This window comes from Streptomyces yamdrokensis (assembly GCF_053890455.1).
Window position 1 is genome coordinate 5180326 of record NZ_CM132679.1, and the last position, 13970, is coordinate 5194295.

A 13970-nucleotide genomic window follows, 5' to 3' on the forward strand; every position below is an offset into this window, starting at 1 on the left:
ACCATGAGCCAGCCCGTTGACAGTGCCGTCAGCGCCGTCCGTACGTACATCGAACAGCACAGCGCCGCCTTCCTCGACGACCTCACCGAGTGGCTGCGCATCCCCTCGGTGTCGGCCAGCCCCGATCACGCACCCGATGTGCGCCGCAGCGCCGACTGGCTCGCCGCCGCACTCACCGCGACCGGCTTCCCGACCGCCGAGGTCTGGCCGACCCCCGGCGCCCCCGCCGTCTACGCCGAATGGCCCTCCGCCGACCCCGGGGCGCCCACCGTCCTGGTCTACGGCCACCACGACGTGCAGCCCGCCGCCCGCGAGGACGGCTGGCACAGCGAACCCTTCGAACCCGTCGTCCGGGACAACCGGCTGTACGCACGCGGGGCGGCCGACGACAAGGGCCAGGTGTTCTTCCACACCCTCGGAGTCCGGGCCCACCTCGCCACGACCGGCCGTACCACCCCCGCGGTCCACCTGAAACTACTGGTCGAGGGCGAGGAGGAATCCGGCTCACCCCACTTCCGGGCCCTCGTCGAGCGGCACGCGGACCGGCTCGCCGCCGACGTGGTGATCGTCTCCGACACCGGGATGTGGTCCGAGGACACCCCCACCGTGTGCACCGGCATGCGCGGCCTCGCCGAATGCGAGATCCGGCTGCACGGCCCGGACCAGGACATCCACTCCGGCTCCTTCGGCGGCGCGGTGCCCAACCCGGCCACCGCGGTCGCCCGCCTGGTCGCCGCGCTGCACGACGAGCACGCGCACGTGGCGGTCCCCGGCTTCTACGACGGTGTCGTCGAGCTGACCGACCGCGAACGCGAACTCTTCGCCGAGCTGCCCTTCGACGAGCAGGAGTGGCTGCGCGCCGCCTCCTCCCGCGCCACCGGCGGCGAGGCCGGATACAGCACCCTGGAGCGCGTCTGGGCCCGCCCCACCGCCGAGGTCAACGGTATCGGCGGCGGCTACCAGGGCCCCGGCAGCAAGACGATCATCCCGTCCTCCGCCATGGTCAAACTGTCCTTCCGGCTGGTCGCGGGCCAGGACCCCGGCCACGTCGAGAAAGCCGTCCGCGACTGGGTGGCCGGGCAGATCCCTGAGGGCATCCGCTGCGAGATCGTCTTCAGCCCCGCCACCCGCCCGTGCCTGACCCCGTTGGACCACCCGGCCCTCGAGTCCGTGGCCCGCGCCATGGGCCGTGCCTTCGGCACACCCGTCCGCTTCACGCGCGAGGGCGGTTCCGGACCGGCCGCCGACCTCCAGGACGTGCTCGGCGCCCCCGTGCTCTTCCTCGGCATCTCCATCCCGTCCGACGGATGGCACGCCCCCGACGAGAAGGTCGAACTGGATCTGCTCCGCAAGGGTGCCGAAGCCGCCGCACACCTCTGGGACGACCTCGCCGAGCACTGGCGGCGCGTGCCCTGAACGCTCTCAGGCCGTCCGACCCCGGCCGCCCGCGCGGGGCACACTGGAAGCACCCCGCCGCCGCGCGTGCCACCGGGCCCGGTCGCCTCCCGCCGTACGACCCGCCGACCCGACCGCCGACCGCCGACCGCCGATCCCATCCGTTTCACCGGGGGAGTTGGAAGCACCCGTGACCACCTGGACCGACCACACCGCCGACCGTCCCGTGTCGCTCACCGCCCCGAGCGGCATCAACCGCGCCGCCCACCACCGGCTCGACGAAGCGTGGCTCGCGGCGGCCTGGAGCCACCCCTCGACGCGCTGCTTCGTGGTCTCCGGCGGCCAGGTCCTCATCGACGAGACGGCCGACGGCCGCACCGAACTCGTCATGACACCCCCCTTCGAGGCGCCGCTCACCGAAGCACACCGCTACTTCCTGGGCATCGACGAGGACGGCGTCAGCTACTTCGCCCTGCAGAAGGACGCCCTGCCCGGCCGCATGGACGCCTCCGCCCGCCCGGCCGGCCTGCGCGAGGCGGGCCTGCTCCTGTCACCCCGCGACGCGGGCCTGATGGTGCACGCGGTCGCCCTGGAGAACTGGCAGCGTCTGCACCGCTTCTGCTCCCGCTGCGGCGAGCGCACCGTCATCGCCGCGGCCGGCCACATCCGCCGCTGCCCGGCCTGCGGCGCCGAGCACTACCCGCGCACCGACCCCGCGGTGATCATGTCCGTCGTCGACGACCAGGACCGCATCCTGCTCGGCCGCCAGGTCCACTGGCCCGAGGGCCGCTTCTCGACGCTCGCGGGCTTCGTCGAGCCGGGGGAGTCCATCGAGCAGTCGGTACGCCGCGAGGTCCACGAGGAGGTCGGTATCAGCGTCGGCGAGGTCGAGTACGTCGCCAGCCAGCCCTGGCCGTTCCCCTCCAGCCTCATGCTGGGCTTCGTCGCCCGCGCCACCTCCACCGACATCGACGTCGACGGCGACGAGATCCACGAAGCCCGCTGGTTCTCCCGGGACGAACTGGGCGCAGCCTTCGAGTCCGGCGAGATGCTCCCGCCCTACGGCATCTCGATCGCGGCCCGCCTGATCGAGCGCTGGTACGGCAAGCCCCTCCCGACCCGCACCGCTTTCTGACACACGGAAACGGGGTGGGCTCCCTCGGTCGGGGACGCCCACCCCGCTCGGGACGGATCACTCGCTCAGACGCCGACCTTCTGCTTCACCTGCGCCAACGACGGGTTGGTGAGCGTCGAGCCGTCCGCGAAGAGCACGGTGGGAACCGTCTGGTTCCCGCCGTTCGCCTTCTCCACGAAGGCCGCGGAGGCCGGGTCCTGCTCGATGTTGATCTCGGTGTACGCGATGCCCTCGCGGTCCATCTGGCCCTTCAGGCGGCGGCAGTAACCGCACCACGTGGTGCTGTACATCGTCACAGTGCCCGGCATGTCTCTCGCGCTCCTTCGGCGACTCGGGAAGTCCTCGTTGGGAGAGGAACGTACTTGAAAGCGCCGGCATTCCCAGGGTCCGTGGCCCACCCGCCCGTGTGACGCGATGTCTGCGGCGCAAGGGCGTGATGCCCGCCGCATCAGAAGGACGTGATGCCTGCCGCATCAATACGACTGCGAGGGCGCGCCTGTGGACAACAGGCTCAGCCGTCTTTGGCGACCTGGCAGCATGGCTGTGTGACAGCAGCAACGCACTCCCCTCCCTTCCCGCGGGTACCGGACTCGGCCGACGCGGTGCTCGAAGGGCTCGACCCCGAGCAGCGCGAGGTCGCCACCGCCCTGCACGGCCCGGTGTGTGTGCTGGCGGGCGCCGGTACCGGCAAGACCAGGGCGATCACCCACCGGATCGCCTACGGGGTGCGCGCCGGGATCCTCCAGCCCTCCAGCGTGCTCGCCGTCACCTTCACCAACCGCGCCGCCGGGGAGATGCGCGGCCGGCTGCGCCAGCTCGGCGCCGTAGGGGTCCAGGCCCGCACCTTCCACTCGGCGGCGCTCCGCCAGCTCCAGTACTTCTGGCCGAAAGCGGTCGGTGGATCCCTGCCCCGGCTGGTCGACCGCAAGGTCCAGCTCGTCGCCGACGCGGCCGCCGCCTGCCGCATCCGGCTCGACCGGGGCGAGCTGCGGGACGTCACCGCCGAGATCGAGTGGTCCAAGGTCACCCAGACCGTCCCCGCCGAGTACCCGCCCGCCGCTGCCAAGGCCGCGCGGGAGGCGACCCGTGACCCTGCCGAGATCGCCCAGCTCTACGCCGCCTACGAGGACCTCAAGCGGGATCGGGGGGTCATCGACTTCGAGGACGTGCTGCTGCTCACCGTGGCCGTGCTCCAGGACCGTCAGGACATCGCGGAACAGGTCCGCGCCCAGTACCAGCACTTCGTCGTCGACGAGTACCAGGACGTCAGCCCGCTCCAGCAGCGGCTGCTGGAGCTCTGGCTCGGTGACCGGGAGAACCTGTGCGTGGTCGGCGACGCCAGCCAGACGATCTACTCGTTCACGGGCGCGACCCCCGACCACCTGCTCGACTTCCGCACCCGGCATCCCGGTGCCACCGTCGTGAAACTGGTCCGCGACTACCGCTCGACTCCTCAGGTGGTCCGCCTCGCCAACGGTCTGCTCGCCCAGGCACGCGGCCGTGCCGCCGACCACCGGCTGGAACTCGTCTCCCAGCGCGGTCCAGGACCCGACCCCGTCTTCACCGAGTACACCGACGAACCCGCGGAGGCCGAGGGCGCCGCGCGCCGGATCGGCGAACTGATCGGCGCCGGTGCCCGGGCCAGCGAGATCGCCGTGCTGTTCCGCACGAACTCCCAGTCCGAGATCTACGAGCAGGCCCTCGCGGACGCCGGAGTCCCGTACCAGCTGCGGGGCGCCGAGCGGTTCTTCGACCGTCCGGAGGTGCGCAAGGCGAGCAGCGCCCTGCGCGCGGCGGCCCGCTTCGGAGGCAACGACAGCCTCCTCGACGACGTGGTCGACCTGCCCTCCCAGGTGCGCGCCGTGCTGTCGGGCGAAGGCTGGACGGCGCAGCCGCCGGCGGGCTCGGGGGCGGTGCGGGAGCGCTGGGAGTCCTTGGCCGCTCTGGTGAGCCTCGCCCAGGACTTCACCGCCGCGAGCCCCGGGGCCACCCTCACCGATCTCGTCGCCGAGCTCGACGAGCGGGCCGGTGCCCAGCACGCCCCGACCGTGCAGGGCGTCACGCTCGCGTCGCTGCACTCGGCCAAGGGACTCGAGTGGGACGTCGTCTTCCTGGTCGGTGTCGCCGAGGGCATGATGCCGATCACCTACGCGAAGACCGACGAGCAGGTCGAGGAGGAGCGCCGTCTCCTCTATGTGGGTGTCACCCGGGCACGGGAGCGTCTCCATGTCTCATGGTCGCTCGCCCGTTCGCCCGGCGGCCGGGCGAACCGCCGGCCCAGCCGTTTCCTCCACGGGCTGCGTTCCGGCTCGCCCGCCGCGGCCGGCCGGGCCGGCGCGGGAGACGCCGGTGGTGTGGAGCGCGGTGTGCCCGGGCCGGTGGCTGCCTCCGTGACCCCGAGTCCGGGACGCAGGCAGCGCAGCCCCGCCCGCTGCCGGGTCTGCGGACGCACGCTGACGGACGCGGGCGAGATGAAGCTGATGCGCTGTGAGGACTGCCCCTCCGACATGGACGAGGGCGTCTACGAGCGGCTGCACGACTGGCGTGGTGAGCAGGCGCGGCGCAGCGGGCAGCCCGCGTTCTGCGTCTTCACCGACAAGACGTTGATGGCCATCGCCGAGACCGTCCCCGAGGACGCGCCGGGGCTCGCCCGCATCCCCGGTGTGGGCAAGCGCAAGCTGGACCGCTACGGGGCCGACGTACTGGCCATCTGCGCAGGCAGGGACGGAGCGGAGGGCAAGAAACAGGACTGATTCCAACTCGTCGAGAAAATAGTTTGCGCAGGCCCCAGGAATCCCCATAGGTTCTTAGACACGAGAACAGCGGCCTCCTCGGAGGCCCTGATTCCGTGTTGTACTTGCATATCCGTTGGACCGGCTGACCCCGGTTCCCCGATGCGCCGAGAGGAGGCGAGTCCTGTGATCAGTATCAACACCAGCTCCATCGTCAAGATGACCGATCGCTCGGCCGTCTCCCTGTGCATTCTCGGCGCCTCGAACCAGGGCACCGGTCTGTCCGGCGTCCCTGCCGCACGTCCGGCGTCCTCCGTCGCTCCCGTGGGCCTTGCCCTCTGTGAGCGCGATGAGCGACCGATCAAGGCACTGGAAGCGGTAGAGGCACAGGCGAAGGCCTATGCCTTTGCGGCAGCCGGTGCCGGATTCCGGAAGCAGACGACGCAGCACCACCTGATGTGGGCCTTCCGTGGGCCAGAACCCTGGAGTGATCCAGCCTGATTCGCTCAGGCCGGCGCCTTCAGGGCCGCGGAACCCCATCCGGGATCCGCGGCCCTTCTGTTTGTCCCCGAACGGGGACGACGGACCGAAGCGCCTCGGGACAAGAGCAAGAGCCCGGTACCAGCCGCCACCCGGCCCACCGGCCGGAACGACCAGACGAGGAAGACGAACCGTGCAACTCGAAGCGCACGCCCCGTCCGTACCGCCTTCCGACACGATCCCCAAGCCCGGCTCCACGGAGGACCCGACCTTGACTCCGCTCACCGCGCTCACCGCGCTCGACGACGCCATCGAGAACCTCGGCGTACCCGTCCCCTGCCGTTCCTACGACCCGGAGGTCTTCTTCGCCGAGTCGCCGGCGGACGTCGAGTACGCCAAGTCCCTCTGCCGCACCTGCCCGTTGATGGAGGCCTGCCTCGCCGGCGCCAAGGAGCGGCGTGAGCCGTGGGGTGTCTGGGGTGGTGAGCTGTTCGTCCAGGGTGTCGTGGTCGCCCGGAAGCGGCCGCGTGGCCGTCCGCGGAAGAACCCGGTCATGGCATGAACACCCCAGGAACGATCAACCGCCCCCTCACGCACGACCCCCAGAAGCAGGCCCCGATGATGCCGACCGCAGACGAGCCCGCAGGCTCCGCGACCGAAGACTTCACCACCCGTGGTGCGAACGACTCGCGCCAGAACAGGACCCGAGAGATGCAACTCATTCCAGAAGCCCTGGCCCGTGCGCATATGCACGAGCGACTGCAAGAGGCCGAGCGGGAACGCCGGGCCGCACACCTGGTGACCGCTCGCCGGATGCAGCGCCGCGCCGGGCGCGCCTCCCGGCGCGCCCGCCGCGCGCTCGCCATGGCCGTCATGCAGTGACCGACCCGATGATCCGATCCGTCGGATCGAGGTGATCCAGTCTGTCGTGGCTCTTCCCGCGGGGGCCGGTCCGTGCCGAACGGACCGGCCCCCGCGGTACGTTGCACCGAGCACATGGTGCGGTGCGCGCCGTCCGCCGCGGTGTTGTCGTCGCCGGGTGACGAGCCGTCCCGGTGACGGCGCCGGTGACGGCAGGCGCGGACCGCGTCTCTCACGCCTGCGCCGCCGACGCCTCCTCCACCGGCTCGGTCACCCCGTCCTCGGCGGCCACGTCCGAAGGCTTGGCCGCCGTGGGCTTGCCCTCCGTGGCCTTCTTCGCCGTGGGCTTCCCCTTTGTGGGCTTCCGCTTCCCGGACTTCTGCTTCGCGGTCCCCCGGCCGGCAGGCTTCTCCTCCGAGGGCTCCTTCATCAGGACCTCGTCCACCGCCTGTCTCGGCAGCAGTTCCCCGGCTTCCTCTGTTTCCCCTGTCTCCTCCGGTCCCGCTGCCTCCGGATCCGTGTCGTCCACTTCCGCTGCTCGCGCTTCGTCCGTCTCTTGCGGCCCTTCCGGGGCGAACCCCGGGAGCCACTCCCGCAGTTCGTCGCGCAGCCGTACCGTCCCGCCCAGCTGGCACAGCACGCCGATCGTGCTCAGGGTCACCCGGTGGATCAGCAGATACGCCGGGGGAAGGTTGAGCTGCTTGGCCAGCTGGTACGCGGGGGAGCGGGGGTCGCCGATGCGGGCTGCCTGACCGCGCATCCAGCCCCGGGTGAACGTGAACTCCTCCACCTGCGCCGGTTCGATGATCGGCAAGAGATACTCGAGGACCGCGTCGGGATCCAGTTCGATGGTCTCCCTGATGAACCCCTCCGCGCGCAGCATCTCGTGGACGGCCTCCGCCTCGCCGTCCAGCGTCATCCGCAGAGCCGAGCCGATGGGGGCGGGCAGTCCGCCCGGCAGCCGGTCGACCGTGCCGAAGTCCAGCACACCCAGACGCCACTCCTCCTCACCGTCCGGGCCGCAGGGCAGCAGACGGAAGTTGCCCGGATGAGGGTCGGCGTGCAGCAGTCCGGTGCGGGCCGGCCCGGAGAACAGGAAACGGGCGAGGAGCTGGCCGGCCCGGTCGCGCTGTTCCTCCGTGCCGTCCGAGATGATCTCCGACAGCGGTACGCCGTCCATCCACTCGGTGACCAGTACCTGCTCGCACTGGTGGACCACCGCCGGTACGAAGACATCGGGGTCGTCCGCGAACTCCTCGGCGTGGACCCGCTGGGCCTGGGCCTCCAGACCGTAGTCCAGCTCCTCCGCGACCCGGTCCTTCAGCTCCACGATCAGTGGCTTGACATCCATACCGGGGACCAGCGGCCCCAGCAGCCGGGCGAACCGGCTCAACTGGTTCAGGTCGGACAGCAAGGCCTCGCCGGCACCCGGGTACTGCACCTTGACCGCCACTTCACGGCCGTCGTGCCACACCCCACGGTGTACCTGACCGATCGAGGCTGCGGCGGACGGTTTGTCCTCGAACTCGAGGAACAGGTCGGGCCAGTCCTCGCCGAGCCGCTCCTCCAGCACCGCGTGCACGGTCCGGGTCGGCATCGGCGGGGCCGCCTCCTGGAGTTTCGTCAGCGCCGCGCGGTAGGGCCCGGCGACCTCCTCGGGCAGGGCGGACTCGAAGACCGACAGGGCCTGGCCGAACTTCATCGCACCGCCCTTGAGCTCGCCGAGTACCTTGAACAGCTGCTCCGCGGTGCGCTGCTGGACCTCGCGGCCGACGAGCTCCGCGGATTCGCCCACGATCCGCTTGCCGAGCCCCCAGGTCGCCCGTCCGGCGAAGCCGAGCGGGAGCGCGGCCAGCTTGGCGGTCCGGGTGACCGCCTTCCGGGGAAGATCAGACATGAGCCCTCCAAGTCCTTGCCGGCCGCTTCGCGTCCGCCTGACGGCACACCTTCTTCGACGGCCCGTGCATGGCCATTGTCTCGTGCGTCCGGCCGTGCTCGGAGGTGTGCTCCGACTCTGTTTTCGCCGAGTCCTGATCCGCCGCTCCGCACGGACAGCCGGGATGCCCCCCGACCGGCCGCGCACGCCAGCGCAGATCCGGGAGGGAGACCTCCCACCGGGCACCGGCACTGGACGGAACATGGCCGTCCAGGAAGGCGAGCGCATGGGCACCGGCGAGTCCGGCCACGGTCGCGGCCAACAGCAGATCACAGGCTCCCACCCGGCGCTGCTGCCCGGAGCGCCATTGGGCGACCATACGCGGCCACGTCGGATCCCGGTCGGTCCTGTCCTCCTGGAGACAGCCCGCGCATCCTGTCTCACCAGGCAGGACGAACGGGCCGACGACACCGGTCCCCTCCACCACGCCGGCGTGGAGATGGGGTGTTCCCGAGACCATCAGGGTCTCGGTCCCCGCCGGGTCCGGAGTGTGCACGGCGACGTCGTCCCGTGGGGCGACGATCACCAGGGAGAACCCGGGGGCGCCCTCCTCGGGCGGGGACTGAGAGGTCCGGCGCGGAGGCCGGTCCGGTGCGGCCCGGCGCACGGCACGACGGGCCGCCTCGTCCCTGCGGTCGCCGACGGCTTCCGGGGGCAGTCCGCCCGGCGCGACGTCCCAGGGTTCGACCCGGCCGACGTCGCGCACGTCGACCTCACCCACTCCGGCCCCGGACAACAGTGCCGCCAGCGTCGAGCCCACCCGGCCCGCGCCCCTCACCTGCACCCGCGCTCCGCTCCGCGCCGCGAGCCGTCCGAGTGCGTCGCCCGGCGCGGAGGTGGTCAGGGTCAGCGAGGCCAGATCGGGGCGCAGCCGGTCGAGGACCTCCCGCTTCTCGCGCAGTGCGTCGGCGGCCGGGCCGCCGCCCCGGGAGTCGTCGAGGAGCCCGGCCCGGGACAGCCGGGCCACGAGCCGGTCGACATGGCCGTCGGGCAGATCCATCCGCCGGCCCTCCCTGCGCAGATGGTCGAGCCCGCGGGTGCCGTTGAGCAGGTCGAGGAAGCTGCCTGTCGCGGTGTCCACCGGTCCCAGGGTCAACGCGTGCGCGGGCGTCATCCCGAACTGCACGGTGTTGAGGTCGCGCCAGCCGCGCCGGAGTGCCGGTTTCATCATCGGATGCATGTCAGGTCCCCCGTGTGTCTTCGCGTGTCCCTGAATAGATGCCCTCGTACCGCCGTCCGCTCGTGGGCCGGCCGGCGAGTGCCAGCATGCCCTGATCCGAAGTGCCTTGCGACAAGTCATCCACAGAGAAGATGAATGATCGTATAAATCCGTCGCATGGCTGGGGGATCGGACACCGAAGCGTCCCGGAGCCGGGACTTCCCCGTGTGCAGCGGGTAACGTCGGGGCGTGCCCGCCGACCCACTGCACAGTGCCGCAGATCCACAGCGCAGCACGACGAGCCAGCCGACGGGCGGCTCACGGGAGAGCGCGATCGAGGTCCGCAGGAGTCCCCGCCGGCGCAGAACGGTCTCCGCGTACCGCGAGGGCGATCGCACGGTGGTGCTCATCCCCGCCCGGATGTCCGAGGCGGAGGAGCAGCGCTGGGTGAACGTCATGCTCGACAAGCTGGCGGCCCAGGAGAGCAGGAGGGCACTCGGGGACACCGAGCTGGCCGAGCGCGCCGAGCGGCTGTCGGCCCAGTACTTCGACGGGCGGTCCCTGCCCCGCTCCGTACGCTGGGTGACCAACCAGAACACGCGCTGGGGTTCGTGCACGCCGTCCGAGGGCAGCATCCGCCTGTCGCACCGGCTGCAGGGCATGCCCGAGTACGTCGTCGACTACGTCCTCTGCCACGAGCTGGCCCACCTGCTCGTGCCCGGACACGGGCCCGACTTCTGGCGCCTGCTGGAGGCGTATCCGAAGACGGAGCGGGCCCGGGGCTACCTTGAGGGAGTGGTCGCGGCCGAGCGGTTGCCCCACCCGCCGGGGGCCCGCGACGAGTGAATGTCGCCCGAGGTGGGCGCCCCGCAGGGGCAGCCGCGCGTTGTGTACCGGGTCTGTACCGACTACATCGGATGTCCGAGTTTGCGGTTAGCCTGGCGCGACGCACTCACATTCGGGATGGGGGACGGTCGTACGCATGGCCAGGGAATTCCAACGCGGCCACAAGGCCAGGATCAGTGACCTCACCGCGGGCACGGATCTGTACGTAGGCGTGCAGATCTCCGGCCCCGGGCTCGCCTTCGACATCAGCTGCTTCGGTCTCGACGCCGAGGAACGGCTCTCGGACGACCGGTACTTCATCTTCTTCAACCAGCCGAAGTCCCCCGAGGAGTCCCTTCAGCTGCTGGGCCCCCAGGCGGGCGACACGGAGTCCTTCCGAGTGACGCTGGACGCGATCCCCCAGCAGATCAAGAAGCTGTCCTTCACGGCGACGCTCGACGGCACCGGGCAGATGTCCCAGATCGGTCCCGGATACATCCGCATCGTCGCGGGCGGTGAGGAAGTGGCCCGCTACCCCTTCAACGGCTCGGAGTTCTCCACCGAGCGCGCGGTGATGCTGGGTGACTTCTACTTCAAGGACGTGTGGCGGTTCGCCGCCGTCGGCCAGGGCTTCGACGGCGGGCTCGACGCGCTGCTGAAGAACTTCGGCGGCGAGGTGGCCGAGGAGGAGCCCACCGCCCCGCAGCAGCCGCAGCCGCAGGCCGGTGGCGCGGCCCCCGGCTTCGCCCCGCCCGCGTTCGGGGTACCCGGCGACCCCGCACCCGCGCCGCCTCCCGCACCCGTCCCGGCCCCTGCTCCCGCGCCTCAGCCTGCCACGCAGGGGTTCGTCCCTCCCTCCGGCGCCACCCCGCCGCCCTCCGCGCCGTCGGTGCACGCCGCGCAGACGATCGTCGCGCCCTTGCACACTCCGCCCGGCGGTTCCCCCGTGCCGCCACCGCCCCCGGCGCCCGCCTTCGGCCGGCCCGGTCAGCAGCCGCCCGCCCCGAGCGCTCCGCCGCCCCCGGGCTACGGCGCGCAGCCGTACGCACCACAGGCTCCCGCTCCGCCGCAGGGCTACGGCCGGCCGACACCTCCGCCGGGCTACGGCCAGCAGCCCGGACAGATGCCGCCCGGACAGATGCCGCCCGGACAGGTGCCGGGTCAGCAGGCCCCCTACGGGGCGCCGCAGGGAGCGCCCCAGGGAGCGCCGCAGAGCCAGGGTGTGCTCGGCGCGCTCCAGATGTTCAAGGAGACGCCCACCGGGCAGCGCTGGACCGCCCAGAACCCGAAGCTGGTCCGCGCCGACCTCGGCACGGGCGGACAGCCCGTGCTGGCCCGTCAGGGCAGCATGGTGCTCTACCAGGGCAAGGTCGACTTCAGCTACAAGGGCGCCGGGTTCAGCGGCCGGATCGTCGGCAACGCGACCGGCCAGGAGATGCAGCTGATGCGCTGCACGGGCCAGGGCCAGGTGTTCTTCGCCGAGGACGCCACGATGCTGCACCCGATCGAGCTCCAGGGCGACGCCGTGTGCGTCTCCGCCGAGAACGTCCTCGCCTTCGACGAGAGCCTCCAGCACGAGGTCCGCCGCATCGAGGGGCACGGCATCCCCGGCGGCGCGCTGTTCACGATGCAGTTCCAGGGGACCGGCACCATCGTCGTCAAGACGCACGGGGTGCCCGTGGTCCTGCCGGTCACACCCACCACGTTCGCCGACGCCAACGCCGTGGTCGCCTGGTCGGCCGCCTCCCAGGTGATCGTCTCCAGCCAGGTGCGGATGCGCCGCAACTCCTACCCCGGCGACACCGGGGAGAGCGTCAACCTCCAGTTCCGGGGCGCGCCCGGCAACTTCATCGTCGTCCAGCCGTACGAGATCTGAGGGAGCCCGTCATGAACCAGCCACTCGCGGGCTTCGCCCCCGCACCGGTCACCGCGCGCATGGAGAACCACGGCGACCACATGCTCAAGGTCGCCATGCAGACCGGGAACGACCTCCTCGCACGCGTCGGGTCGATGATCGCCTACGAAGGGTTCATCCAGTACGAGCCCAACCCGCCGGCCGTGCGCCAGATCGCCCGGGACTGGGCCACCGGGGAGGGCGCCCCGCTGATGAAGTGCTCCGGCGACGGCCTGCTCTACCTCGCCGACTACGGTGCGAACGTCGTCGTGATCAACCTCAACGGCGAAGGCATCTCCGTCAACGCCACCAACCTCCTCGCCTTCGACGCCGGCCTGACCTGGGGTGTGGAGCGGGTGAAGGGGCTGGCGAAGTTCGCCGGGCAGGGCCTGTGGAACACCAGGATCTCCGGGCAGGGCTGGGTCGCGCTGACCTCCCGGGGCAAGCCGATCGTCGTCGACTGCGGTGGTGGTGACGACGAGACGTACGTCGACCCGGACGCCCTGGTCGCCTGGTCCCCGAACCTCAAGGTGAAGGGCAAGCGCAGCTTCCGGGCACAGTCGCTGATCGGCCGCGGCAGCGGCGAGGCCTACCAGATGGCGTTCTCCGGTCAGGGCATCGTCGTCGTCCAGCCCAGTGAGGACAGCACCGACCGTCTCCGGGTCCGGGGCTGAGGGGGAGCAACCACACCATGCAGAGCCCGCTTTTCGCCTTCAACGACCAGCAGACCCAGGAACGCTGGAGCCTGCAGAACAAGCAGATGCTCCGGGTCGCCCTGGGCGGCCACGACGACATCCTCGCCCGCAAGGGCAGCATGATCGCCTACCAGGGACTCGTCGAGTTCGACGCCGAATACCAGAGCCGTGGCCAGGCGCACAACCGTTCGCGCACGGGCGAGGGGCTGGACCTGATGCGCTGCCACGGGCAGGGCACGGTCTACCTAGCCAACCTCGCCCAGCACATCCATGTCATGGACGTGGACCATGAGGGGCTGACCGTCGACAGCAGCTACGTACTGGCGATGGACTCCTCACTGCACCAGGAGACCGTCGCCGTCGACAGCCTGTACGGCATCTCCGGCTCCGGGAAGTACCAGCTCAACATCACCGGTCAGGGCAAGGTCGCCCTGATGACCTCCGGCATGCCGCTGCTGATGCAGGTGACTCCGGACAAGTACGTCAACTGCGACGCCGACGCGATCGTCGCCTGGTCCACGGGGCTGCGCGTGCAGCTGCAGGCCCAGACACACTCCTCCGGGGTGTGGCGCCGCCGTGGCAGCACCGGCGAGGGCTGGGAGCTCAGCTTCATGGGCAGCGGCTTCGCGCTCGTCCAGCCCAGCGAGCTGCTGCCGCCGCAGAACGCCCGGACCGGTTCCGGCATCGCCGCGCAGTACGGCATGGGACAGCAGGGTGCCCACGGGCAGAACCAGGGCAACGTCTGGAGCTGACCGGCTTTTGGAGACACAACGGTGGGGGCGGTCGCCAGGCGGTCGCCCCTCACCCGTACGCGGAGAACAATCGGGTGCCGGTCTGCCCGTGTGCCGGCCGCCCCCG

The 13970-nt window shown here is 71.1% G+C and carries 12 protein-coding genes and 1 pseudogene; 10 read left to right on the plus strand and 3 right to left on the minus strand.

The genetic code is table 11. The features are described 5' to 3' along the window. The first annotated feature begins 3 nt into the window (after nt 1-3). Both ACWZEH_RS23175 and nudC read left to right on the plus strand, forming a co-directional pair. Complete coding sequence (locus tag ACWZEH_RS23175; RefSeq protein ID WP_456193035.1) at nt 4-1416, plus strand: dipeptidase; 1413 nt, start codon at nt 4-6, stop codon at nt 1414-1416. A gap of 169 nt (nt 1417-1585) precedes the next feature. Next, the gene (nudC, locus tag ACWZEH_RS23180; protein ID WP_456193036.1) at nt 1586-2530 is read left to right on the plus strand and encodes an NAD(+) diphosphatase; all 945 of its coding nucleotides are present in this window, start codon (nt 1586-1588) and stop codon (nt 2528-2530) included. A 65-nt stretch (nt 2531-2595) separates the two neighbouring features. Here nudC and ACWZEH_RS23185 read toward each other — a convergent pair whose 3' ends face one another. Next, entirely contained in the window at nt 2596-2838 is a 243-nt protein-coding gene (locus ACWZEH_RS23185; RefSeq protein WP_456193037.1) for a mycoredoxin, read from the minus strand. Between the two features lie 153 nt (nt 2839-2991). Between ACWZEH_RS23185 and ACWZEH_RS23190 the strand changes: the two genes are divergently transcribed. From ACWZEH_RS23190 to ACWZEH_RS23205, 4 genes are all read left to right on the plus strand, one after another. After that, nucleotides 2992-5283: an ATP-dependent DNA helicase UvrD2 gene (locus ACWZEH_RS23190; RefSeq protein WP_456193038.1), complete on the plus strand. Its 2292-nt coding sequence runs from the start codon at nt 2992-2994 to the stop codon at nt 5281-5283. 165 nt (nt 5284-5448) lie between these two features. After that, the gene (locus ACWZEH_RS23195) at nt 5449-5763 is read left to right on the plus strand and encodes a hypothetical protein (RefSeq protein WP_456193039.1); all 315 of its coding nucleotides are present in this window, start codon (nt 5449-5451) and stop codon (nt 5761-5763) included. A 172-nt stretch (nt 5764-5935) separates the two neighbouring features. Next, complete coding sequence (locus ACWZEH_RS23200) at nt 5936-6304, plus strand: WhiB family transcriptional regulator (RefSeq protein ID WP_381366596.1); 369 nt, start codon at nt 5936-5938, stop codon at nt 6302-6304. Beyond that, entirely contained in the window at nt 6301-6624 is a 324-nt protein-coding gene (locus tag ACWZEH_RS23205; protein ID WP_456193040.1) for a hypothetical protein, read from the plus strand. The genes ACWZEH_RS23200 and ACWZEH_RS23205 overlap by 4 nt, the downstream gene beginning before the upstream one ends. A gap of 511 nt (nt 6625-7135) precedes the next feature. Here ACWZEH_RS23205 and ACWZEH_RS23210 read toward each other — a convergent pair. Next, nucleotides 7136-8500, minus strand: a pseudogene (locus ACWZEH_RS23210) (ABC1 kinase family protein); the annotation flags it as partial. Continuing rightward, complete coding sequence (locus ACWZEH_RS23215; protein ID WP_456193041.1) at nt 8493-9719, minus strand: TOMM precursor leader peptide-binding protein; 1227 nt, start codon at nt 9717-9719, stop codon at nt 8493-8495. The gene ACWZEH_RS23215 and the pseudogene ACWZEH_RS23210, both read right to left, overlap by 8 nt. 228 nt (nt 9720-9947) lie before the next feature. On the opposite strand from ACWZEH_RS23215, the gene ACWZEH_RS23220 reads away from it, so the two are divergent. From ACWZEH_RS23220 to ACWZEH_RS23235, 4 genes are all read left to right on the plus strand, one after another. Beyond that, complete coding sequence (locus tag ACWZEH_RS23220) at nt 9948-10544, plus strand: M48 metallopeptidase family protein (RefSeq protein ID WP_456193042.1); 597 nt, start codon at nt 9948-9950, stop codon at nt 10542-10544. 136 nt (nt 10545-10680) lie between these two features. Beyond that, the gene (locus ACWZEH_RS23225) at nt 10681-12399 is read left to right on the plus strand and encodes a TerD family protein (RefSeq protein WP_456193043.1); all 1719 of its coding nucleotides are present in this window, start codon (nt 10681-10683) and stop codon (nt 12397-12399) included. Nucleotides 12400-12410: 11 nt separating this feature from the next. Next, the gene (locus ACWZEH_RS23230) at nt 12411-13091 is read left to right on the plus strand and encodes an AIM24 family protein (protein WP_456193044.1); all 681 of its coding nucleotides are present in this window, start codon (nt 12411-12413) and stop codon (nt 13089-13091) included. A gap of 17 nt (nt 13092-13108) precedes the next feature. Then, nucleotides 13109-13864 (plus strand): AIM24 family protein, encoded by a 756-nt coding sequence (locus ACWZEH_RS23235; protein ID WP_456193045.1) that lies wholly within the window; start codon nt 13109-13111, stop codon nt 13862-13864. Nucleotides 13865-13970 lie beyond the last annotated feature (106 nt).